Source organism: Mesorhizobium sp. LSHC412B00 (genome assembly GCF_000503035.1).
In the GTDB taxonomy this organism is placed as follows: Bacteria; Pseudomonadota; Alphaproteobacteria; order Rhizobiales; family Rhizobiaceae; genus Mesorhizobium.
Genome location: NZ_AYWB01000009.1, coordinates 122,708 through 143,031 on the forward strand (window position 1 = coordinate 122,708; position 20,324 = coordinate 143,031).

The window sequence follows — 20,324 nt, forward strand, 5'->3', positions numbered from 1 at the left end:
CCCGTCATGCGGCCGTCACGGTGCTGCGACCTATAGGGGGACTTCCGCGCCGTGACAAGCAAGCCCTTTTGCCAGCCGTTTCCTTCCGTCCCTTGAATGCCGAGGTTGCCATGGATAGCCACACCATCGTCGAAGCCCTGCTGCTCGGCCTGCTGGAGGGGCTGACCGAGTTCATCCCGGTCTCCTCGACCGGCCATATCCTGCTCGCCGGCCATTTCCTCGGCTTCCATTCCACCGGCAAGGCGTTCGAGATCCTGATCCAGCTCGGCGCCATCCTGGCGATCCTCAGCGTCTATTTCCGCCGTCTGTGGCAGATGCTGCTCGACCTGCCGCATGATCGGCTGACGCGGCATTTCGTCATCGGCATCCTGATTGCCTTCCTGCCGGCCGCCATCATCGGCGCGCTGGCGCATGATTTCATCAAGACGGTGCTGTTCGAATCGCCAAGGCTGATCTGCATCATGCTGATCATCGGCGGCGTCGTGCTCTTGGTCGTCGACCGCATGAAGCTGCAGCCGGTCTACCGTGACGTCGAGCGCTTCCCGACAAGGCTTTACCTGCAGATCGGCCTGTTCCAGTGCCTGTCGCTGATCCCCGGCACGTCGCGCTCCGGCTCGACCATCGTCGGCGCGCTGCTGCTGGGCGTCGACAAGCGCGCGGCGGCGGAATTCTCCTTCTTCCTCGCCATCCCGACCATGGTCGGCGCCTTCGCCTTCGATCTGTTCAAGAACCGCAACGTGCTGAGCAGCGCCGACCTGCCGATCATCGCTATCGGCTTCATCGCCGCCTTCCTTACCGCGCTGATCGTCGTCCGCTTCCTGCTCGATTACGTCTCGCGCAACGGCTATTCGCTGTTCGGCTGGTGGCGCCTGGTGGTGGGAGCGGTTGGGTTGGTGGCGCTTTTCATTTGGGGGTGAGCTTTACCCTCCCCCTTGTGGGGGTCCGAAGGACGGGCGAGACAGGCGGCTCGCCCCGGTCAGTCGATCCGCAAAGCGGATCGGGGTGGGGGCGCCACGCCCCCGCCCCGTTTCGCCAACGACGCTTCGGGTCGCTTGCTCACCGACCCTCCCCACAAGGGGGAGGGTAAAGGCCGCTAACTCCTCCCAAAAAACGCGTTCTCGACATGCACCGGCCAGCGCCAGGGCAGCACCGCGATCATGTCGAAGCGCATCGACAATCTGCCGTAGTCCGGCTGCCGCGACAGCCAGATGTCGGCGGCGCCCTCGATGCGGCGCTCCGATTCGTGGCCGATCGCCTCCATCGCTTCCATCAGCGTGCGCCGCGCCTTGACCTCGACGAACAGCACCAGGTCGCCGCGCCTGGCGATCAGGTCGATCTCGCCGAAGCGGGTGCGATGCCGGCGGGCGAGGATGCGATAACCTTTCAGCATCAGCGCCGCTGCCGCCAGCCACTCGCCGCGATGGCCGCGCCGATAGGCTTTTTGGCGGCTGGCGGCCGGGCGCTCAGCCACCTTCGCCTTCTCCAACCGCATCCCTGAGTTCCAGCAGCCGCCGGTAAAGCGCCTGCTTCTGCCCGCCGGTCATCTTCGCCGCCTCCGCCGCCGCCTTGGACGCCGGCATTTCGGCGGCCAGCGACAGCAGCAGCCGGTCGATGTCGGCGGGTTGGTCGGCCTTGATCTCGGCGGGTCCGACGCAGATGACGATCTCGCCCTTCGGCGTGTCGGCCGCCGCATAATGATCGGCCAGCGCAGCAAGCGTGCCCGTGCGCATCTCTTCGAAAGTCTTGGTCAGCTCGCGGCCGATGGCCGCCTTGCGCCCACCACCCAGCGCCTCGACCATGGCGACCAGCGTATCGGCCAGCCGGCGTGGCGACTCGAAGAAGATCAGCGTTGCCGGCACCGCCCTGAACGTTTCGAGCTTTGTCAGCCGCTGCCCTGATTTCACCGGCAGAAATCCGGCGAACAGGAAAGCGTCGGACGGCAGTCCCGACGCCGTCAGTGCCGCCAGCGGCGCCGATGGGCCGGGGATCGGCACCACGCGCAGGCCGCGCTCCAGCACTTCGCCGACCAGCCGGTAGCCTGGGTCGGAGATCAGCGGCGTGCCGGCATCCGAAATCAGCGCCACGCTCTGCCCGGCCTCGAGTGCCGCGATCAGCTTCGGTCCGGCCTCGCCGGCATTGTGTTCATGATAGGCCGTGGTGCGGCGGCGGATGCCGTAGCGGTCGAGCAGCACGCGCGAGACGCGGGTGTCCTCGCAGGCGACGATGTCGGCGGCGGCGAGCGTCTCCAGCGCGCGCAGCGTGATGTCGGAGAGGTTGCCGATCGGCGTCGCCACCAGATACAGCGCCGGCGCCAGCGACCGGACCGCGATCTCGGTCTGCCCGATCACATAGCTGCGCTTCTCGCCGGTCACCGGGGTCTCTCCATTTCGCCCTGTTTGGCACGGCGCGCGCCGGGTTGCAAAACTCCCGAACGTCGAGCCAAACCTGACGCCGATGTAACCCGGCGGCCATGTCTTTGCCACAGTGGGGAACGAAAGCGTGGCTGGCGGATTGAATACCTGAGTCTCTTGAGGAGGAGGACAGGATGGACAGCCTGGAATTGCAGGATGTTTTCGAGCCCTATTATGCCGAGCGCAAGCGCTTCACTGCGCGAAAGGGCAAGCGTGCGCTCGCCGAAAGCGACACCGGCCTGGCCAGTCGGGCGGCCACCGCCTTGCCGACGAATGTCAGGCTTTCGGACAACAAACCGGACAGCACGACGGAGCACTGACCGTACGATGCCCAATCGTTTCGATATCTTCATCACCCGTCTTGAAACGAAGAGCGCCCGCGAAGGCGCGCCGCCGCATCCGATGAACGACCAGAACAGCGTCCGCCGGGACAAGAGCGACGCCAAGCCGGCCCGGACCGGAGAGGCGCATGCCGAGAAACACCGCGGCAAGCGCCGCTTCAAGCACGACGCTTAGTTTGTCGATCGGTGCAACATCGTCATCCTAGGGCGAAGCAAGGAGCGAAGTGACGCGGCGCAGACCCTATGATCCATTCCGTGACCTCTGCCGAAGGATGCAGCGGCGCAGAATTCTAAAGCGCTCGGTCGTGAACGCCCGTCAGCCCAGGTATCGCGTCACCCTCACCTCCAGCAATCGCACCAGCTCCGGATCCATGAATCCGTAATCATCCGGGATGTCGAGGCAGATGACGCGGGCCTTCTTCAGGCTCTCCTTGAATTTCTTCTGCAGCTTGGTGCGGTGCGCCTTTTCCATCACGAAGACGATGTCGGCCCAGGCGACCAGCTCATGCGTCAGCGGCGTGTCTGCATCGTGATTGGTGCCGGCCGACTCGACCTCGATATCCCTACGTTTGGAGAACACCTGCTCGGCGGTCGGGCTGCGCAAGCGGTTCTGGCTGCAGACGAACAGCACGTTCTTCATCGCGATCTACCGCGCCAAATCCGCCACCACGGCATCGAGCACGATCATGCCGGCTGGCGTGGCGCGTAGCCTGGCATTGCCGATCGGCGCCACCAGCCCCTCATCCTGCAGCACGGCCAGCCGGGCGCTCGACAGGCCGCGCCCGGAAAACGCCTCGTAGCGGGAAAGGTCGATGCCTTCGGCCAGCCTCAGCCCCATCAGCAGGAACTCGTCGGCCTCCTCCGAGCGTGTCAAGACCTCGCCGCCGGTGACGCCATGGCCTTTGGCCTCGACAAGACCGGCCCAGGTCTCCGGCATCCGCTCGGCGATCGTCACGATGCGCTGGCCGTTTTCGATGAAGCGGCCATGCGCGCCCGGTCCGACGCCGACATATTCGCCATACCGCCAATAGGTCAGATTGTGCCGGCTCTCGGCGCCCGGCCTGGCGTGGTTGGAAATCTCATAGGCCGGCAGGCCATGCGCTGCGGTGACCTCCTGAGTCAGCGCATAGAGATCGGCGGCCCGGTCATTGTCGGGAATGGTAAACTTGTGCGCCGCATGCAGCGCATGGAACGGCGTGCCTTCCTCGATGGTCAGCTGGTAGAGCGACAGATGGTCGGCGGCATGGCCGATCGCCTGTTCGAGCTCCGCCTGCCAGTCGTCCAGCGTCTGGCCGGGGCGGGCGTAGATCAGGTCGAAGGAGAGGCGCGGAAAGATTTCGCGTGCCAGCCCGATGGCATGCAGCGCCTCGTCGACATTGTGCAGTCGGCCGAGAAAGCGCAGATCCTTGTCGTTCAACGCCTGCACGCCGAGCGAGACGCGGTTGACGCCGGCGGCGCGGTAGCCGCGAAAGCGCTCGGCCTCGACCGAGGATGGATTGGCCTCCAGCGTCACCTCGATGCCGTCGGGCACCGTCCAGTTCTTCGCCACGGCGTCCAGCACCGCCGCCACCGTCTGCGGCTGCATCAGCGACGGTGTGCCGCCGCCGAGAAAGATACTAGTTACCTCGCGCGCCCCGGTCCGCTCGCGCATCGTCTTCAGCTCGGTCTCGAAGGCGCGGGCAAAGCGCTCCTGGTCGACCGGCTGGTGACGGACATGGCTGTTGAAGTCGCAATACGGGCATTTGGCCGCGCAGAACGGCCAATGGATGTAGACGCCGAAGCCCGGGCTGCGGTCCAGCGACATTAAGCTGAGCCTAACCTGGCGCGGGCGAATTTCTGGAAGGCGCGGGCGCGGTGCGACAGCGCCGTCGGCTGACCGGGCTTCCAGCCGTGTTTTTCCTCAGCGCTCATCTCGCCGAACGTCTTGTCGAAACCGTCGGGCAAAAACACCGGGTCGTAGCCGAAGCCGAGTTCGCCGCGCGGCGGCCACACCAGCGTTCCCTCAGCTTCGCCGCGATAATATTCAGCCTCGCCATTGGGGAAGGCCAGGCAGATGACGGCGACGAACCGCCCCTTGCGCTGCGCTGGCTCGGCGGCGCCGACCTCCTGCAAGGCCACTTCGGTGCGCTGCATGGCCATGCCGAAGTCGCGGCTGCCATCGGGAGCTTCGGCCCAATTGGCGGTGTAGACGCCGGGAGCGCCGTCGAGCGCGTCGACGCACAGGCCCGAATCGTCCGACAGCGCCGGCAGGCCGGTCGCCTTAGCCGCGGCGAAGGCCTTGATGTAGGCGTTTTCCTCGAAGGTGGTGCCGGTCTCCTCCGGTTCCGGCAGGCCGTAGTCCTTTGCCGACTTCGCCTCGAAGCCGAACGGACCCATCAAGTCGGCGAATTCGCGCAGCTTGCCTTCATTGTGGCTGGCAACGACGATCTTCTTTCCATCGAGAGAATGCATCAAAGGCCCCAGATCCTTGGCTCGGCGAATTCGATCGAATTGCCCGAGGGGTCGCGTATGTAGATCGAGCGCCCGCCCTGCGGCCATTCGAATTCGCTTTCGATGGCGATGTTTTTCGCCTCAAGTTGCGCCTTCCACTGTGCGAGTTCATCCGCACTTGCGGCAAAGCAGAGATGGCCCTCGCCGACCGTGCCATGTGGCGGCACTTTCAGCCGCGCATCGGGCGCCGGCGGGATTTTGGTGGCTTCGGCGTTGAAGACCACCAGCACGCCCGGGCCGCAGCGGAAGAAGAGATGGCGGCCGTCGACCTTGCCGAGGAGAGGGAGGCCGAGGACGTTGGAGTAGAAGGCTTCGGCAGCGGCGAGATCCGTGACGTAAAGCGCTGACTCAAGAATAGCGGAGGGTTGCATCAGGCACCCCCCTCTGGCCTGCCGGGCATCTCCCCCGCAAGGGGGGAGATTGGCAGTTCCGCTGGCGGCGTCTCAACGTTGATGGTTGGCGAAAACGGTAGCGACCTCTGATCTCCCCCCTTGCGGGGGAGATGGCCGGCAGGCCAGAGGGGGGTGTGAAGGATCGCCGACGTCATCACGTTAAATTCAATCAGGCCACAGCCATCTGCTGCAAGCTCACCAGCCGCTGAATGCCCTTCTTGGCCAACCCCATCAGCTCCGCGAACTGACCTTCCGAGAACGGCTCGCCCTCGGCGGTGCCCTGGATCTCGACGATGCCGCCCTTGCCGGTCATGACGAAATTGGCGTCGGTGCCGGCAGACGAATCCTCGATATAGTCGAGGTCGATGACCGGCTTGGCGTCGTGGATGCCGCAGGAAATTGCCGCGACATGGTCCTTCAGCACCTTGGCAACACTGGCCATCTGCCGCGCTTCCATCCAGCGCAGGCAATCGTAGAGCGCCACCCAGCCGCCGGTGATCGAGGCCGTGCGGGTGCCGCCATCGGCCTGGATGACGTCGCAGTCGACGGTGATCTGCTGTTCGCCCAGTGCCTGCAGGTCGACAACGGCGCGCAAGGAGCGGCCGATCAGCCGCTGGATTTCGAGCGTGCGGCCGCCTTGCTTGCCGGCCGAGGCTTCACGGCGCATGCGCTCGCCGGTCGAACGCGGCAGCATGCCGTATTCGGCCGTCACCCAGCCCTTGCCGGAATTGCGCATCCAGCCCGGCACCTTTTCCTCCAGGCTCGCCGTGCACAACACATGCGTGTCGCCGAATTTCACCAGGCACGAGCCTTCCGCGTGTTTGGAGACGCCGCGCTCGAAGGAGATGGCGCGCATTTCGTCGGCTTGGCGTTTAGAAGGGCGCATCGAGGCCTCTTTCTGTTCTTTTACGGTTGCGTCGGCGGCTTGTAGACGCATGCAGCCCATGGCGCAAAGGAAAAGGCCCCGGCACAGACGCTGGGGCGATCGCAAGTGCGACGCCGGGTTGCGCGGCGGCGATGGAAGTCTATATCCTTGGGCCGGAGGTTTTTGGCTCGAATGACCAAGGCAGTCACCGAACCCAGTCTGCTGGCGCCCGCGCTGCAATCGCTCGACATGCGTTCGCGCGACATTTTCCGGCGCATCGTCGAATCCTATCTGAAGGACGGTGAGCCTGTGGGATCGCGCAGCCTGTCGCGCATCCTGCCGTCGTCGCTGTCGCCGGCCACCATCCGCAACGTGATGAGCGACCTCGAGCATCTCGGCCTGATCTATGCCCCGCACATCTCGGCCGGGCGCCTGCCGACCCAGACCGGCCTGCGCTTCTTCGTCGATGCCTTCATGGAGCTTGGCGATCTCTCCGACGAGGAACGCCGGGTCATCGAGGCGCAGGTGCGCGCCTCCGGCTCGGGCGCGACGCTGGAACACATGCTGACCGAGGCCAGCCAGATGCTGTCGGGCATGTCGCGCGGCGCCGGCCTGGTGCTCGCCACCAAGAACGAGGTGGCGCTGAAGCACATCGAGTTCATCCAGCTCGAGCCGACCAAGGCGCTGGCGGTGATGGTGTCGCAGAATGGCGATGTCGAGAACCGCGTCGTCGACCTGCCGGCCGGCATCACCGTCTCGCAGCTGCACGAGGCCTCCAACTTCCTCAACGCCCATATCAGGGGCCGCACGCTCGCCGAGGCGCGCATCGAGATCGCCCGCATCAAGGACGAGACCAGGGCAGCGCTGGACACGTTGTCGCAGGACCTGGTCGAGAAAGGCCTGGCGGTGTGGGCCGGCGCCGACAGCGGCCTGCCGGCGCGCCTTATCGTGCGCGGCCGCGCCAATTTACTCGAAAACGTCACCGCCCAGGCCGATATCGAATTGCTGCGCCACCTGTTCGAGGATCTGGAGACGCAGGACGGGCTGATCCAGCTGCTCGACCTCGCCGAGGACGGCCCCGGCGTGCGGATCTTCATCGGCTCGGAAAACAAGCTGTTCTCGCTCTCCGGCTCGTCGCTGGTCGTGGCACCTTACCGCGACAAGGACGCCCGCGTCGTCGGCGCGCTCGGCGTCATCGGCCCGACCAGGCTGAATTATGCCCGCATCGTGCCGATGGTCGACTACACGGCCCAATTGATTACCCGGATGTTAAGATAATTCCGAAGCCGTGATCACCGTAAAGGAGGGCGCAGAATGGCGCTTGAATCGTTCAAGGCCCAGATCAGCATGCTGCTCGAAGAAATGGTCAACCAGCCGGAGGACGAGCACGAAATCCAGGAGCAGCTGCGCGAAAAACTGCGCGAAATGCGCGCCATGGGATTGCCGCTGCCGGAAGATCTTGTCGCATTGGAAAAGCGTCTCGACGACGATCTGGACGTCGAAGAGGAAAGTTGAGCGGTTCTCTCGTCGAATCTGCGCGCGCACGCTTCTCTTTTGCGGCGGCCGCACAATATCTCCCTTGTCGTGACGCGCCGACGGCGCGAGTTCGAGGAGAACAGCATGATCCGGATTGCCGGCTTCGCAGGCCTTGCCCTGCTTCTGGCCACCAGCGCCTTCGCCCAGCAGGCTGATCAACTGCTGCTGACCGGCAAGGACGCTTTCGGCGACTGGAAGGCCGACAAGCCAGGTGTGCGCCGGCTGATTAGGCCGGATGATCTGAAAAGACCCAACATCACCGGATCCGCCTCCAACAGCGCCGGCCTCGGCGATCGGCCCGAGGGCGCGAAGCCCGTCCTGCCGCCTGGGTTTTCGGCCGAACTGGTTGCTTCCGGCATTTCCAATCCGCGGGTCGTGCGCGTGGCGCCGAACGGCGACCTGTTCGTCGCCGACAGTGACGCCAACCAGATCCGCGTCTATCGGCTGGCCAAGGGTAGCGCGAAGCCGGCCGAAGAGGGCATTTTTGCCGACAATCTCAACCAGCCCTATGGCATCGCCTTCTACCCGCCTGGCGACAAGCCGCAATGGGTCTACGTCGCCAACAACGACAGCGTGGTCCGCTACGCCTACCGCGACGGCGACCTTAAAGCCTCCGGCGAACCGGAGACGATTGTCTCCGACATCCCTACCGGCGGCCACTGGACCCGCGATATCGCCTTCTCGCCGGACGGGAAGACGCTGTATCTCTCGGTCGGCTCCGGATCGAACGTCGCGGAGGGCATGCAGAAGGCACCGAAGGGCGGCCTTGACGCCTGGGCAAAATCACAGCCACTCGGCGCCACCTGGGGTTCCGAGGATGGCCGTGCCGACGTGCTGGCCTTCGGCCCCGACGGCAAGAATGGCCGCATCCTCGCTACCGGCCTGCGCAATTGCTCGGGCATGACCGTGCAGCCGGCCACCGGCGCGCTGTGGTGTGTCGTCAACGAGCGCGACGGTCTCGGCGACGATGTGCCGTTCGAATATGCCACCTCAGTCAAGGACGGCGCCTTCTATGGCTGGCCCTGGTATTATATCGGCGCCAACGAGGACCCGCGTCACGAGGGCGCGCGCCCAGACCTCGCCGGCTCGGTCGCCGTGCCCGACGTGCTGATGCAGGCGCATTCGGCGCCGCTCAACATCGCCTTCTATGACGGCGGCAATTTCCCGGCAGAGTACAAGGATGACGCCTTCGTCGCCCTGCACGGCTCCTGGAACCGTGGTATGAGGACCGGCTACAAGGTGGTGCGGCTGAGATTCAGCGACGGCAAGCCGACCGGCGAGTACCAGGATTTCATCACCGGCTTCGTCCTCTCCGACGACGCCGTCTGGGGCCGGCCGGTCGGCGTCGCGGTGGCCAAGGACGGCGCGCTTATCGTAACCGAGGATGGCAACGGCACCATCTGGCGCATCACCCATGTCGATGGCCCATCCTGAGCCGGCGAACAGCGCAATCCGGCCCTAATGCACGTCCCGATGGATCACCTTGGGATAGGTATGGATCACCTCGGCAGATGAGACGCGGTCATCGAAACCGGTATCCCTGAGATTGAAGCGGCCGACCGAGCCGAAGGACTTCTTCGCCCCTTGCGCGAAGCGGCCGTCGCTGAAATCGTGTTCGTAAAGCGTCACCGTGACGTGGCCGGCATTGAGCTTCGGCACGTAAACACTGCTGATGGTGTCGTTGGCGAGGCCAAGCTGGTTGACGTTGAAGCGATAGAGGTCCTGCACCATGCGCCGGGCCGCATTGCCAATGATCATCCAGTATTCGCGGCGCGAAGCGCGGTTCGGGTCGATGAGTTTGAGCGGCGCCTTGCGGCCAAGCCCGAGCCAGTGCTCGAACACCATCACATTGGCGCCCCAGGGATAGGGATAATTGGACTTGTCGATGATGCGTGGCGGGCCATCCTCGGCAATCTCGGCGGTATCGACATAATCCAGCCATTGCAGCTGGAACGACGCTTCCACGTTGAGGTCGGTATTGCGCGGATCGGCAGCAATGATGCGCCAGTCCGAGACCGGCGGATATTTGGTGTCGAGGTCGATGTAGAATTCGCCTTTGGCGGTGTCGTCGGGGTCTATCTTTTGCGGTCCGTCACGCTCGATCGCCACCAGCCGCACCTTGAAGCGGTTGTTGACGACCAGCGGATAGATCATCGGACGAACGGGGTAGGCGCCAGGGTTCCGGCTGTCGGTAAAATATCCAGTCTGCGGAACGACATCGCTATCGCCCTTGTCGAACAGGCTGAAAGCCTGACGCCCATCGAACCACAGATACCATTCCAGCTCGTGGACGTGACCGCGTGCCTCGGAATAGTTGTTGGGCATCCACTTCATGAGCTGGATGTGAAGTCTTTTGGCTAACATGGGTGCTCCTGCCGTTCGGAGCCATGCGAGATAGCCGACCGCCTTCGGGGCGTAAGTGAACCCATCTCTCGCTTTCAGGCGAGGATGACCGGCTTTCATGTCCTGCTTGGCGCAATCGAATCCGTTTTGCCGTTGCAGGCTTTCATGGCATCAGAGTCGTTTCACGAGGTGCGACCGTCATGACCCTCACCGGCTTCCTTGCCTATAGTGCTGCGCTGGGCATCGCCGCCGCCATTCCCGGGCCCGGCGTCACCGCGCTTGTGGCGCGGGCGCTCGGATCCGGCTTCCGCTCATCGCTGGCGATGTCGTTCGGCCTGATGCTCGGCGACCTCATTTATCTCACCGCGGTGGTGCTCGGCCTTGCCTTTGTCGCGCAAAGCTTCGGCATGGTGTTTCTAGCCATCAAATGGCTGGGCGTCTCCTATCTCGCCTTCCTCGGCTGGCGTTTCTGGACGGCCGGGATCACGCCCGAGACTGTCGAGGCCAGGAAAGGCAAGGGCGGCCTGGTATCGAGCTTCCTTGCCGGCCTCACCGTCACGCTGGGCAACCCGAAAACGATGATCTTCTACCTCGCCATCACGCCGACCATCGTCGACCTGAAGACCATCACGCTCGCCGACTACGGCATCCTGGTCGCGCTCACCGTCATTGTGCTCTTCGTGGTGCTGGTGCCATATCTTGCGCTGGCCGCCAAGGCGCGCTGGTTCCTGAAATCGCCACGCGCGCTGAAGGCGCTTAACCGCACCGCCGCCGGCTTCATGGTGGGCGCGGCCGCTGCCATTGCCGCACGTCAGTAGATCGGTTCAGGCCCATCCATTCCGCCGATCGGTCCATCCGGAAAATGCGGCTTGAGGAGACAAGCGTTTTCAGCAAGCGGCCCACTCGATATTTTCGGCCGGCAGCCTATCTTGCGCGGGCGAAAGCCCTATTCTGTCCGCCGACGCCAATTGCCTGATCTGATTTGGGAGCGAAACCAATGAACAAGCCTTCCGCGCGCGTGCCCGGCCGCGGCCGTGTCTACAACTCGATCACCGAGACGATCGGCGACACGCCGCTGGTGCGGCTCGACAAGTTCGCCAAGGAGAAGGGCGTCGTTGCCAACCTTCTTGCCAAGCTCGAATTCTTCAATCCGATCGCCTCGGTCAAGGACCGCATCGGCGTTTCCATGATCGAGGCGCTGGAAGCGTCGGGCCGGATCAAACCCGGCAAGACGACGCTGATCGAGCCGACCTCGGGGAATACCGGCATCGCGCTCGCCTTCGCCGCCGCCGCCAAGGGCTACAAGCTACTCCTGACCATGCCCGAAACCATGTCGGTGGAGCGCCGCAAGATGCTGGCGCTGCTCGGCGCCGAACTGGTGCTGACGGAAGGGCCGAAAGGCATGAAGGGCGCCATCGCCAAGGCCGACGAATTGGCCGCCACCCTGCCTGACGCCGTCATCCCGCAGCAGTTCGAAAACCCGGCCAACCCGGAGATCCACCGCCGCACCACCGCCGAGGAGATCTGGAACGACACCGATGGCGGGGTCGACATCTTCGTCGCCGGCATCGGTACCGGCGGCACGATCACCGGCGTCGGCCAGGTGCTGAAGCAACGCAAGCCCTCGGTGCATGTCGTCGCCGTCGAGCCGGAGGCCTCGCCGGTGCTGTCGGGCGGCCAGCCCGGCCCGCACAAGATCCAGGGCATCGGCGCCGGCTTTGCGCCCAAGATCCTCGACACCTCGATCTATGACGAGATCGTCAAGGTCTCCAACGAGGATTCGGTCGCCAACGCCCGCCTCGTCGCCCGCCTTGAAGGCGTGCCGGTCGGCATCTCGTCGGGCGCTGCCCTGCAGGCCGCCATCGCCGTCGGGTCGCGGCCGGAGAACAAGGGCAAGAACCTAGTGGTGATCATCCCGTCCTTCGCCGAGCGCTATCTGTCGACGATCCTGTTCGACGGGCTGGGAGCTTAACGTCTTAACTGGATAGGCGGCGATCCTTCGCACCCCCCTCTGCCCTGCCGGGCATCGGGGGGTGCTGTCCCTCCGACATCGGAAGTCTCATGGCTGGACCGCAGAAAACCCGGCCGTGGCGTCCGCCACCGGCTTGAGCGGGAGGCGGCTTCAGGGTCAAATCGCCCCGGCCTGCTTCGCGCGGGCAGGGGGAGAATCACATGTACAAGCTTTACACGCGCCCAGGCAGCGGCGGTTTTGTCGTCGAGGCCGCATTGGCGCTGGCAAACGCGCAATTCGACCAGATCGATGTGCCCAAGAAGGATCCGCCGGACCCGGCTTTCCTCGACATCAGCCCGTTGAACCAGGTTCCGGTGCTGACCTTGCCCAACGGTCAATCGATAACCGAATCGGCGGCGATCTGCATCCTGCTTGCCGAGCGCCATCCGGAGGCGGGTCTGGCGCCGGCCGCCGGATCGCCGGATCGCGCCGGTTTCCTGCGCTGGATGGCGTTCATGTCATCGGTGCTCTACCCCGCCATCCTGCGCCTCTACTATGCCCATCGCTACACCACCGATGCCGACGGCAAGAAAGCCGTCAAGCAGGCAGCCATTGCCGAGATGGACCGCGGCTTCGCCATTGTCGATGCAGCCCTCGAGGGGCGCGGCTGGCTGGTCGGCGACGCGATGTCGCTGGCCGACATTTACCTCGTCATGCTGGTGGCCTGGCACCCCGATATGGACAAGGCGCGAGCCGACTGGCCGAACATCGAACGCTTATGGTCGGCGCTGCGCGCGCATCCGCTGATGAAACGGCTCAACACCACGCATGAGATGTGGCCGGCCTGAACGGACGTTTCAATTTCGCAGGATCGCCCGTTTCGCCTGCAGGAAGCGGCGCACGGCGGGGTCGCGTTCAAGGCCGATCGCCCGGTCATAGGCTTCGACCGCTTGCGCCGCATTGCCGAGCCTGGCCAGCAGGCCGGCGCGAGCGGCCCAATAGGGCTGATAGTCGTTGAGCCGCTTGTCGTCGCCCAGCACGTAGAGCGCCGCCAGTCCTGCCGCCGCCCCTTCGGCCTCGGCAATCGCCACGGCGCGGTTGATCGAAATCACCGGCGAGCCTGATATCGCCGACAGCGCATCGTAGAAGTTACGGATCGCCGCCCAATCGGTTTGGCCGGTCCGTCGCCGCGTCGCATGCACCGATTGTACCGCCGCTTCGAGCTGGTAGCGGCCGATGACGCCAATGGTGGCGGCGTGGCCCAGCAGCGACTCGGCTTCGTCGATCAGCGCGTGATCCCAAAGACGGCAATCCTGTTCGGCGAGCGGCACATAATCTCCAGCCGCATCGCGCCGCGCCGGGCGGCGCGCCTCGGCAAACAGCATCAGCGCCAGCAGGCCGAGCGCTTCCGGTTCGTCCGGCATCAGCGATGCCACCAGCCGCCCGAGCCAGATGCCTTCGGTCGCCAGATTGCGCGCTCTCGTCTCGGTCCCTGCCGGGTCGGTCCAGCCTTCGGCGAAAGCCGCGTAGATCGCTTCCAGCACCGTTCCCAGCCGCTCGCCGAGTTCGGCGCGATCCGGCACGCGGAACGGAATGCCGATCTCGCGGATGCGGCTCTTGGCGCGCACCAGACGCTGGCCCATCGTCGCCGGCGAAACCAGGAAGGCCGAGGCGATCGTCGCCGCGTCGAAACCCAGAACCGTCTGCAGGATCAGCGGCGCCCGCACGCTGGCTTCGATCGCCGGATGCGCACAGGCAAACATCAGCCTGAGACGTTCGTCGGGAAGGTCTTCGTCTTCCATGCTCGCCTCCATCTCCTCGGCCATCAGCTTGAGATGGTCGCGGCTCGCCTCGCTGGTCAGCCGACGGCGCACCGCGTCGACGCGCCGCCGGCGCGCCACGGCCAGCAGCCATGCTTCCGGCTTCTCGGGCACGCCGGTCTGTGGCCAGCGCTCAAGGGCCGCGGCAAAGGCCTCGGCCAGCGCGTCCTCGGCGCCGGCCACGTCGCGGGTGCGCGCCGCTAGCCAGGCGACCAGCTTGCCGTAACTCTGCCGGGCGGCCGCTTCCGCCGCCGCCCGCGCGATCTCCGGGCGATTGTCCATCACGGTTTCATTTCTTGGGCATGTAGTCGGCCATTTCCCAGATCGGCCGCAACTCGACCGTGCCGGCGCTCGCCGCCGGACAGCGCGCCGCCCAGTCGATGGCGGTATCGATATCGGCCGCCTCGATCATGTAGAAGCCGGCAAGCTGCTCCTTGGTGTCGGCATAGGGGCCGTCGATCACGTTGGTCTTGCCGTCTGTGATCCGCACCGAGGTGGTCGCCTGGGTCGGGCGCAACCGTTCGCCGGCGAGCCATGCGCCGGATTCCTTCAACGCTTCGGTATAGGCGGCATATGCTGCGCTCATCTGCTGAGCCTTCTCGATTGGCGTGTTCGCCTGCGCGGCTTCGTCGCTGTTGATCAAAAGCATGTATCGCATGGGTCTTCTCCCGTGGTTTCGAAGGCCGCGTTCTAGCGGGGCCAGACGTATGTCGCGCGGCGGCGGCCGATTTCGACGGGCTTCAGAAAAAACTTTCGCCTCCGCCAGGAGATTTCGCAAGGACCAGATGTTCCTCCGTCTGCTGGCGGATGACCGGCAGCGGACTGGCCGTGGCTCCGCACAGCACTATCCTCCGTCGTTGGCGGGCACGTCACACGAGGCATGGGAGAAGAGAATGGAACTCGTGACCCACAAGAAATTCAAGAACGGCCGGTTGATGCCATGGGGCAAAGGCACGGTCGTCAGCGGTGCGAAAGGCACCGTCTATCTCTGCGGCAACACCGCGACATCGGCTGACTACGATCCGGCCGGCAAGAAGGGTGGCGGCTTCGCCGGCGATGCCGCGGCTCAGTGGCGGGAAGTTCTCGGCAACATCAAATCGGATCTGGAAGAACTTGGCAGCGGGCTCGACCATCTCATCAGGCTGACCTTTTTCGTCAAAGGGGCATTTCCCGACGGCGGCGTCCTCAGCTCGCCTAATTTTCGTCTCGACGTGCTGGACGCGTTTTTCGCCGAGTATTGTCCGAAGCATTGCAGCGACAACAATCCGCCGCGTTCGGAGGTAATCGGCGTCGCAGCGCTTGCCCAGGCAGACATCGTCATCGAGATCGTCGCCGTCGCGGCGCTGCCGGACTGAGGCGCGAACGAACAGGCCGGCCTTGCGCGAGGTCACCGTTGCGACCGAAGCGCGCCGGCACGAGCTGCGCCGCCGCGCCGGTGCGGGCGTTGCACCAGGCCTCGGCCTTGCCCAGTGAGCGCCCGGCGACGAGCAGGATCAGGCGTGGCTCGCTCTCCAGCAATTGCACGATGCGGCCGCCGAAAATGCCATAGCCGCCAACGACCAGAAGCCTCATGGCGCCGCTCTTTTTGCGTATGTCGTTTTCCCGGAACCGAGGTCACTTTTGAGTGACATGCGATTAGCCGATCACGCGCGCACGTATCGCGGCGGACAGGATCTCGCAACTGTCCTTGCGGCCGAACATGGCGTAGCGGTTTTTGGCGATGCGTTCGTAGAGCCAGTCACGCAAGGGGCGCGGGATGAGCAGCAGCGCCTTCGCCGCCCGCCACGGCCAGCCGAGTTCGGCCATCACCGCGATGAAACTGTCCAGCCGGATGAAGGGAGCGCCGCCGACAAGGACCAGATTGGTCTCGTAGCTGTCGGTGCGCAGCCCGTATCTCTGGAACAGCTCCTCGCCGAAGGGCGACTGCGCCGTGGCGAAGCGGAAGCGGTTTTTGCGGTCGAGCCCGACCACCGTGCGTACGAAGCCCGAGCACAGCACGCAGACGCCGTCGAAAACGATCAATGGCTGGCTGGCATCGAAGGGTTCAGGAGAAGAAGTCACGGGACGTCCGGCAGCTTGTGTCTTCAGACACTAAGCCCGCCGGCAGCGGGATCAAAGCCGCGGCGTTGTCGCACGGCTTCTCGCGGCCAGCGCGGGGCGCTCGGCGCGATAGGTGGTTGCGCGGGGATCGGCCTCCGGTCTGCAGATCCGGCTGTCGTGACGCGTTTCGAATGTCATGATCAATGCGCGCCGAGCGAGCTGCCGCGACGGGCGCAGGCCGGACCCGGGCCGCGCATGTAGTAGCGCTCCGGCCGATAGGTCGGCGCGATGAACTCGCGGATGGCGGCGGCATAGCCGGCGATGTGGCCCCAGAATTTCATTTTACTCAAGTCCCTGTCCCGATTTTCGGATGTCCCGTCCGATTGCGGGGATCATAGTGTCGAGGCGTGAATAGTCGGTGAACACGATGTTAATCTTTGGTCGAAAACCCCATGCTTCGTGGCCGGAATGCGGCTGTTTGGGGGTCTTTCGGTGTGGTTCGTCGCCATTCCCGGCATTGTGACTTTTGCATCACATATGTTTCGTCTGGATGTCGCTTGAGCGCGGTTCTGTTTCAGATTTGGCGAGCCTCTCGAAATTTCCATGCTCGCTGCCGAAATGCCCCTGGTTGCGCGCCCGGAACCGGAACGGGCCTTGCCCGTTCTCGCTTTAACCGCATCGCGCAGGAGTTCGCCATGGCACCTCGCCCCGCCTGGAAGGGCTATCTGAAACTGTCGCTGGTCACCTGCGCTGTCGAACTGACCAACGTCGTCACCCACGCCGAAAAAGTTTCGTTCCGGGTGCTCAACCGCAAGACCGGCAACACGGTCAAGCGCATCTATGTCGATTCTGAAACCGGCAAGCCGCTGGGCGATGGCGACGAGATCAGGGGCTATGAGGTGAGCCCCGGTGAGTTCGTCCATATCGAGGACGAAGAGATCGAAGCGGTGCAGATCGAGTCCTCGCACACGATGGCGCTGGATGGCTTCGTCGACAAAGCCTCGATAGAGCAGATCTATCTCGACACGCCCTATTATGTCACGCCCGCCGACAAGGTGTCGGAGGAGGCCTTTGCCGTCATTCGCGATGCCATGGCGGACAAGAAGATGGCCGGGCTGGCGCGCGTCGTGCTCTATAGCCGCGAGCGGCCCGTGGTCATCGAGCCGCGCGGCAAAGGCATGGTGCTGACCACCTTGCGCTACGGCAACACGGTGCGGGAGCCGGAGAGCATCTTCGGCGACATCAAGGCGGTGAAGACCGACCAGGAGATGACCGATATGGCCGAACGCATCATCGACAAGAAGAAGGGGAAGTTCGATCCGTCGACATTCGAGGACAAGTATGAGGACGCGCTGCTCGAACTGATCCGCGCCAAGAAGGCCGGCAAGAAGGCGCCGAAAGCGCAGGCCGCGCCCAAGCCGTCCAATGTCGTCAATCTGTTCGACGCGCTGAAGAAGAGCCTGTCCGATGGCGGCCAGGCGGAAGGCCCGGCGAAGAAGGCCAAGCCGGCGGCAAAAAGCGGCAAGGCGAAAGCTTCTGCGCCCAAGCGCAAGTCGGCTTGAGGGTCGGCGCCGTGGCCAGCCTCGAACAATATCAGTCCAAACGCGATTTCAAGAAGACGGCCGAGCCGGCGGGCAAGGTCGCGCGCGGCAAGCAGCCCGGCGGCATCTTCGTCGTCCAGAAGCACGACGCGACCAGGCTGCACTATGATTTCCGCCTCGAGCATGAGGGCGTGTTGTGGAGCTGGGCGGTGACGCGGGGCCCGAGCCTCGACCCGCACGAAAAGCGGCTGGCCGTGCATGTCGAGGACCACCCGATCGACTATGCCGGCTTCGAGGGCACCATTCCCAAGGGCGAGTATGGCGGCGGCACCGTCATCGTCTGGGACGAAGGCACATGGACGCCCGAGATCGACCCGGCCAAGGCGATGAAGAAGGGCCATATCGACTTCGAACTCAACGGCCAGAAGCTGAATGGGCGGTGGCATCTGGTCAGATTAAGACCCCGCCCGGGCGAAAAGCGCGACAACTGGCTGCTGATCAAATCCGACGATGCCGCCGCCCGCCCCGGCGAGGATATCCTGAAGGACGCACCGAAATCGGTGAAGTCCGGCCTGACCATCGAAGAGGTCGCGGAAGGCAAGACCGCCGACGGCAAGAAGCCGAAGGTCTGGCACTCCAACAAGCCCGCGGCATCCAGCAAGGCGAAAGCCGGCAAGCGCCTCGACTTCGTCGAGCCGCAGCTGGCGACGCTGGAGCGCGAGGCGCCGCCCGGCGAGGACTGGCTGCATGAGGTGAAGTTCGACGGGTACCGCATGCAGGCGCAGATCGCCGGCACGGAGGTGCGGCTGCTGACCCGCACCGGCCTCGACTGGACGGGGAAATTCGGCCCCGAGATCGTCGCGGAACTCGCCCAGCTGAAATGCAGCGACGCCATCATCGATGGCGAGATCGTCGTGCTCGCCGACAGCGGCGTTTCGTCCTTCTCGCTGCTGCAGCAGGATCTCTCCGCCAATCGAACCGACCGCTTCACCTACTATGTGTTCGACCTGATGCGGCTTGACGGCAAGGATTTGCGCCGCGAGCCGCTGGTCGAGCGCAAGCAGGCGCTGCAGGAGCTGCTCGGCGAGACGGCCGAAAATGCCGCTGTTCGCTTCAGCGACCATTTCGCGGAACCGGGCAAGATCATGCTGCAGCACGCCTGCCGCATGGGCCTTGAAGGCATCGTCTCCAAGCGCGCCGATGCGCCCTACCGCAGCGGCCGTGGCCCAAGCTGGGTGAAGTCGAAATGCACGGCCCGCCAGGAATTCGTCATCGGCGGGTATCTGCCCTCGGACAAGACCGGCCGCGGCCTGCGCTCGCTGCTGGTCGGCTACCACGAGGGCGGCAAGCTCCACTATGCCGGCCGCGTCGGCACGGGCTTCACAGCCAGGAGCGCCACCGATCTGAAGAAAAAACTCGATGCGCTGAAGGCAGACGCCTCGCCCTTTGCCGCCGCCGTGCCGAAGGGCAAGGGTTTGGTCTGGGTCAGGCCCGAACTTGTCGGCGAAGTGGAGTTCCGCAGCTGGACGTCGGACCGTATAATACGCCACGCGTCGTTCCAGGGACTGCGCGAGGACAAGCCGGCGGAGGAAGTCGTGCAGGAAAAGGCATCGAAGGCGGCGAACAAGGCAAAGCCGGCGGCAAGCAGCGCCGGCAAGGCCGCCGGGGCTAAGGCGCCCGCGACGATCACGACCAGCGTAAAACTATCCCATCCCGACAAGCTGCTGTGGCCCGAGGAAAAAATATCCAAGCAGGCTTTGCTTGAGCACTATGCGCTGGTCTGGCCGCGCATGGAGCAGTTCGTCGTCAACCGGCCGCTCAGCCTGGTCAGGGCGCCGGACGGCATCGGCGGTCCGCGCTTCTTCCAGAAACATGCTTCGGCCGGCATGAGCGACAAGATCGCCCGCATGAAGGACCCGACCGATGGCGAGGAAATCCTGTTCATCCGCGATTTCGACGGCCTTGCCGCCTTGGTCCAGTATGGCGTGGTCGAGGTCCACATCTGGGGCTGCAAGATCGAGGAGCTGGAAAAGCCGGATCAGATCATCTTCGATCTCGATCCCGATGAAGGCGTCGACGTCAAGGCGGTGCGCGAGGCCGCACTCGACGTCAGAGGCAAGCTTGACGATCTGTCGCTGCCGAACTTCGTCAAGCCGTCAGGCGGCAAAGGCTATCACGTGCTGGTGCCGCTGAAACCCTCGGCGGATTGGGAGGAAGTCAAAACCTTCTCGCATGATTTCGCCAAGGCGCTGGAGCAGGCCGCGCCCGACCGCTACACCGCGACGCTGTCGAAAAAGGCGCGCACGGGAAAAATCTTCGTCGACTATCTCCGCAACGGCAGGGGCTCGACCACCGTCGCGCCCTACTCTTCCCGCGCCAAGAAGGGCGCGACGGTGTCGGTACCGGTGACGTGGGCGGAAGTTGAGAAGGGGTTGCCGCCGAATTCCTTCCCGATCGGCGACAAGACGACGCTGAAGGAGTTGGAGAAGGCCGATCCGTGGGTGGATTTCTTCGAGCAGGGGAAGGTGCTGAAGCGGGGGTAAGCGTCGCGCGCCTCACCTGCTACGCAAGCGTTCCGTCACACCCCCCTCTGT

General features: G+C 64.5%; 24 protein-coding genes and 1 pseudogene. 11 read left to right on the forward strand and 14 right to left on the reverse strand.

What is annotated here, in order from left to right; genetic code table 11:
• Positions 1 to 110: 110 nt before the first annotated feature.
• Positions 111 to 917 carry an undecaprenyl-diphosphate phosphatase gene (locus tag X757_RS146940; protein ID WP_023687560.1) on the forward strand — a complete coding sequence of 269 codons (807 nt, stop codon included), beginning with the start codon at positions 111 to 113 and terminating at the stop codon, positions 915 to 917.
• A gap of 176 nt (positions 918 to 1,093) precedes the next feature.
• Here the strand turns inward: X757_RS146940 and X757_RS146935 are convergent, their stop codons facing one another.
• Positions 1,094 to 1,471, reverse strand: a complete 378-nt coding sequence (locus X757_RS146935) for a YraN family protein (protein ID WP_023698068.1) — start codon at positions 1,469 to 1,471, stop codon at positions 1,094 to 1,096.
• On the reverse strand, positions 1,464 to 2,372 hold the full coding sequence (gene rsmI, locus X757_RS146930) for a 16S rRNA (cytidine(1402)-2'-O)-methyltransferase (RefSeq protein WP_023726742.1): 909 nt from the start codon (positions 2,370 to 2,372) through the stop codon (positions 1,464 to 1,466). The genes X757_RS146935 and rsmI overlap by 8 nt, the downstream gene beginning before the upstream one ends.
• A 173-nt stretch (positions 2,373 to 2,545) precedes the next feature.
• Between rsmI and X757_RS146925 the strand changes: the two genes are divergently transcribed.
• Positions 2,546 to 2,731 (forward strand): hypothetical protein, encoded by a 186-nt coding sequence (locus X757_RS146925; RefSeq protein ID WP_023687558.1) that lies wholly within the window; start codon positions 2,546 to 2,548, stop codon positions 2,729 to 2,731.
• A 79-nt stretch (positions 2,732 to 2,810) separates the two neighbouring features.
• Here X757_RS146925 and X757_RS1000000169010 read toward each other — a convergent pair.
• The 6 genes and pseudogenes from X757_RS1000000169010 to rph form a co-directional block, all read right to left on the reverse strand.
• Positions 2,811 to 2,945: pseudogene (locus X757_RS1000000169010) on the reverse strand (transporter); the annotation flags it as partial.
• Between the two features lie 123 nt (positions 2,946 to 3,068).
• The gene (locus X757_RS146915) at positions 3,069 to 3,392 is read right to left on the reverse strand and encodes a low molecular weight protein tyrosine phosphatase family protein (protein ID WP_023698066.1); all 324 of its coding nucleotides are present in this window, start codon (positions 3,390 to 3,392) and stop codon (positions 3,069 to 3,071) included.
• A gap of 6 nt (positions 3,393 to 3,398) precedes the next feature.
• Entirely contained in the window at positions 3,399 to 4,556 is a 1,158-nt protein-coding gene (hemW, locus tag X757_RS146910; protein ID WP_023726743.1) for a radical SAM family heme chaperone HemW, read from the reverse strand.
• Positions 4,556 to 5,203: an RdgB/HAM1 family non-canonical purine NTP pyrophosphatase gene (gene rdgB, locus X757_RS146905; protein ID WP_023726744.1), complete on the reverse strand. Its 648-nt coding sequence runs from the start codon at positions 5,201 to 5,203 to the stop codon at positions 4,556 to 4,558. Before rdgB ends, hemW begins: the two co-directional genes overlap by 1 nt.
• Positions 5,203 to 5,613 (reverse strand): VOC family protein, encoded by a 411-nt coding sequence (locus X757_RS146900; RefSeq protein ID WP_023726745.1) that lies wholly within the window; start codon positions 5,611 to 5,613, stop codon positions 5,203 to 5,205. Before X757_RS146900 ends, rdgB begins: the two co-directional genes overlap by 1 nt.
• A 190-nt stretch (positions 5,614 to 5,803) precedes the next feature.
• A complete protein-coding gene (gene rph / locus X757_RS146895; RefSeq protein ID WP_023726746.1) occupies positions 5,804 to 6,520 on the reverse strand; it encodes a ribonuclease PH in 717 nt (238 codons plus the stop codon).
• Positions 6,521 to 6,691: 171 nt separating this feature from the next.
• Here rph and hrcA point away from each other — a divergent pair, with 171 nt between their 5' ends.
• From hrcA to X757_RS146880, 3 genes are all read left to right on the forward strand, one after another.
• Positions 6,692 to 7,777, forward strand: a complete 1,086-nt coding sequence (gene hrcA, locus X757_RS146890) for a heat-inducible transcriptional repressor HrcA (protein ID WP_023681233.1) — start codon at positions 6,692 to 6,694, stop codon at positions 7,775 to 7,777.
• 36 nt (positions 7,778 to 7,813) lie between these two features.
• A complete protein-coding gene (locus tag X757_RS146885) occupies positions 7,814 to 8,014 on the forward strand; it encodes a hypothetical protein (protein ID WP_023672050.1) in 201 nt (66 codons plus the stop codon).
• Between the two features lie 105 nt (positions 8,015 to 8,119).
• Entirely contained in the window at positions 8,120 to 9,469 is a 1,350-nt protein-coding gene (locus tag X757_RS146880; protein WP_023726747.1) for a sorbosone dehydrogenase family protein, read from the forward strand.
• A gap of 24 nt (positions 9,470 to 9,493) precedes the next feature.
• On the opposite strand, the gene X757_RS146875 is transcribed toward X757_RS146880, so the two are convergent.
• The gene (locus X757_RS146875) at positions 9,494 to 10,399 is read right to left on the reverse strand and encodes a hypothetical protein (protein WP_156933443.1); all 906 of its coding nucleotides are present in this window, start codon (positions 10,397 to 10,399) and stop codon (positions 9,494 to 9,496) included.
• Between the two features lie 179 nt (positions 10,400 to 10,578).
• Here X757_RS146875 and X757_RS146870 point away from each other — a divergent pair, with 179 nt between their 5' ends.
• The 3 genes from X757_RS146870 to X757_RS146860 all read left to right on the forward strand — a co-directional run bounded on the left by X757_RS146870 (position 10,579) and on the right by X757_RS146860 (position 13,177).
• A complete protein-coding gene (locus X757_RS146870) occupies positions 10,579 to 11,196 on the forward strand; it encodes a LysE family translocator (RefSeq protein ID WP_023672046.1) in 618 nt (205 codons plus the stop codon).
• 179 nt (positions 11,197 to 11,375) lie between these two features.
• Positions 11,376 to 12,350: a cysteine synthase A gene (gene cysK / locus X757_RS146865; RefSeq protein WP_023726749.1), complete on the forward strand. Its 975-nt coding sequence runs from the start codon at positions 11,376 to 11,378 to the stop codon at positions 12,348 to 12,350.
• 200 nt (positions 12,351 to 12,550) lie between these two features.
• Complete coding sequence (locus tag X757_RS146860) at positions 12,551 to 13,177, forward strand: glutathione S-transferase family protein (RefSeq protein ID WP_023706962.1); 627 nt, start codon at positions 12,551 to 12,553, stop codon at positions 13,175 to 13,177.
• Between the two features lie 9 nt (positions 13,178 to 13,186).
• Here the strand turns inward: X757_RS146860 and X757_RS146855 are convergent, their stop codons facing one another.
• Positions 13,187 to 14,431 (reverse strand): RNA polymerase sigma factor, encoded by a 1,245-nt coding sequence (locus X757_RS146855; RefSeq protein WP_023726750.1) that lies wholly within the window; start codon positions 14,429 to 14,431, stop codon positions 13,187 to 13,189.
• Positions 14,432 to 14,438: 7 nt separating this feature from the next.
• A complete protein-coding gene (locus tag X757_RS146850; RefSeq protein ID WP_023726751.1) occupies positions 14,439 to 14,807 on the reverse strand; it encodes a YciI family protein in 369 nt (122 codons plus the stop codon).
• Between the two features lie 235 nt (positions 14,808 to 15,042).
• On the opposite strand from X757_RS146850, the gene X757_RS146845 reads away from it, so the two are divergent.
• Positions 15,043 to 15,504 carry a RidA family protein gene (locus tag X757_RS146845; RefSeq protein ID WP_023726752.1) on the forward strand — a complete coding sequence of 154 codons (462 nt, stop codon included), beginning with the start codon at positions 15,043 to 15,045 and terminating at the stop codon, positions 15,502 to 15,504.
• Here X757_RS146845 and X757_RS146840 read toward each other — a convergent pair.
• The 3 genes from X757_RS146840 to X757_RS1000000166720 all read right to left on the reverse strand — a co-directional run bounded on the left by X757_RS146840 (position 15,467) and on the right by X757_RS1000000166720 (position 16,539).
• Entirely contained in the window at positions 15,467 to 15,721 is a 255-nt protein-coding gene (locus X757_RS146840) for a hypothetical protein (protein ID WP_023726753.1), read from the reverse strand. The genes X757_RS146845 and X757_RS146840 overlap by 38 nt on opposite strands.
• 63 nt (positions 15,722 to 15,784) lie before the next feature.
• Positions 15,785 to 16,210 (reverse strand): thiol-disulfide oxidoreductase DCC family protein, encoded by a 426-nt coding sequence (locus X757_RS146835; protein ID WP_031251365.1) that lies wholly within the window; start codon positions 16,208 to 16,210, stop codon positions 15,785 to 15,787.
• Between the two features lie 179 nt (positions 16,211 to 16,389).
• Positions 16,390 to 16,539, reverse strand: coding sequence for a hypothetical protein (locus tag X757_RS1000000166720; RefSeq protein WP_196813601.1), 150 nt, complete (start codon positions 16,537 to 16,539; stop codon positions 16,390 to 16,392).
• Positions 16,540 to 16,884: 345 nt separating this feature from the next.
• Here X757_RS1000000166720 and X757_RS146830 point away from each other — a divergent pair, with 345 nt between their 5' ends.
• Together X757_RS146830 and ligD are read left to right on the forward strand one after the other, a co-directional pair.
• On the forward strand, positions 16,885 to 17,751 hold the full coding sequence (locus X757_RS146830; RefSeq protein WP_023681243.1) for a Ku protein: 867 nt from the start codon (positions 16,885 to 16,887) through the stop codon (positions 17,749 to 17,751).
• Between the two features lie 11 nt (positions 17,752 to 17,762).
• Entirely contained in the window at positions 17,763 to 20,273 is a 2,511-nt protein-coding gene (gene ligD / locus X757_RS146825; protein ID WP_023726755.1) for a DNA ligase D, read from the forward strand.
• Positions 20,274 to 20,324 lie beyond the last annotated feature (51 nt).

What these genes read in the sequence shown, in the direction of transcription:
- X757_RS146940 (WP_023687560.1), top strand. Translation starts at nt 111, where the DNA reads ATGGATAGCCACACCATCGTCGAAGCCCTGCTGCTCGGCCTGCTGGAG.
- X757_RS146925 (WP_023687558.1), top strand. Translation starts at nt 2,546, where the DNA reads ATGGACAGCCTGGAATTGCAGGATGTTTTCGAGCCCTATTATGCCGAG.
- X757_RS146915 (WP_023698066.1), bottom strand. Translation starts at nt 3,392, where the DNA reads ATGAAGAACGTGCTGTTCGTCTGCAGCCAGAACCGCTTGCGCAGCCCG.
- hemW (WP_023726743.1), bottom strand. Translation starts at nt 4,556, where the DNA reads ATGTCGCTGGACCGCAGCCCGGGCTTCGGCGTCTACATCCATTGGCCG.
- rdgB (WP_023726744.1), bottom strand. Translation starts at nt 5,203, where the DNA reads ATGCATTCTCTCGATGGAAAGAAGATCGTCGTTGCCAGCCACAATGAA.
- X757_RS146900 (WP_023726745.1), bottom strand. Translation starts at nt 5,613, where the DNA reads ATGCAACCCTCCGCTATTCTTGAGTCAGCGCTTTACGTCACGGATCTC.
- rph (WP_023726746.1), bottom strand. Translation starts at nt 6,520, where the DNA reads ATGCGCCCTTCTAAACGCCAAGCCGACGAAATGCGCGCCATCTCCTTC.
- hrcA (WP_023681233.1), top strand. Translation starts at nt 6,692, where the DNA reads ATGACCAAGGCAGTCACCGAACCCAGTCTGCTGGCGCCCGCGCTGCAA.
- X757_RS146885 (WP_023672050.1), top strand. Translation starts at nt 7,814, where the DNA reads ATGGCGCTTGAATCGTTCAAGGCCCAGATCAGCATGCTGCTCGAAGAA.
- X757_RS146880 (WP_023726747.1), top strand. Translation starts at nt 8,120, where the DNA reads ATGATCCGGATTGCCGGCTTCGCAGGCCTTGCCCTGCTTCTGGCCACC.
- X757_RS146875 (WP_156933443.1), bottom strand. Translation starts at nt 10,399, where the DNA reads ATGTTAGCCAAAAGACTTCACATCCAGCTCATGAAGTGGATGCCCAAC.
- X757_RS146870 (WP_023672046.1), top strand. Translation starts at nt 10,579, where the DNA reads ATGACCCTCACCGGCTTCCTTGCCTATAGTGCTGCGCTGGGCATCGCC.
- cysK (WP_023726749.1), top strand. Translation starts at nt 11,376, where the DNA reads ATGAACAAGCCTTCCGCGCGCGTGCCCGGCCGCGGCCGTGTCTACAAC.
- X757_RS146860 (WP_023706962.1), top strand. Translation starts at nt 12,551, where the DNA reads ATGTACAAGCTTTACACGCGCCCAGGCAGCGGCGGTTTTGTCGTCGAG.
- X757_RS146855 (WP_023726750.1), bottom strand. Translation starts at nt 14,431, where the DNA reads ATGGACAATCGCCCGGAGATCGCGCGGGCGGCGGCGGAAGCGGCCGCC.
- X757_RS146850 (WP_023726751.1), bottom strand. Translation starts at nt 14,807, where the DNA reads ATGCGATACATGCTTTTGATCAACAGCGACGAAGCCGCGCAGGCGAAC.
- X757_RS146845 (WP_023726752.1), top strand. Translation starts at nt 15,043, where the DNA reads ATGGAACTCGTGACCCACAAGAAATTCAAGAACGGCCGGTTGATGCCA.
- X757_RS146840 (WP_023726753.1), bottom strand. Translation starts at nt 15,721, where the DNA reads ATGAGGCTTCTGGTCGTTGGCGGCTATGGCATTTTCGGCGGCCGCATC.
- X757_RS146830 (WP_023681243.1), top strand. Translation starts at nt 16,885, where the DNA reads ATGGCACCTCGCCCCGCCTGGAAGGGCTATCTGAAACTGTCGCTGGTC.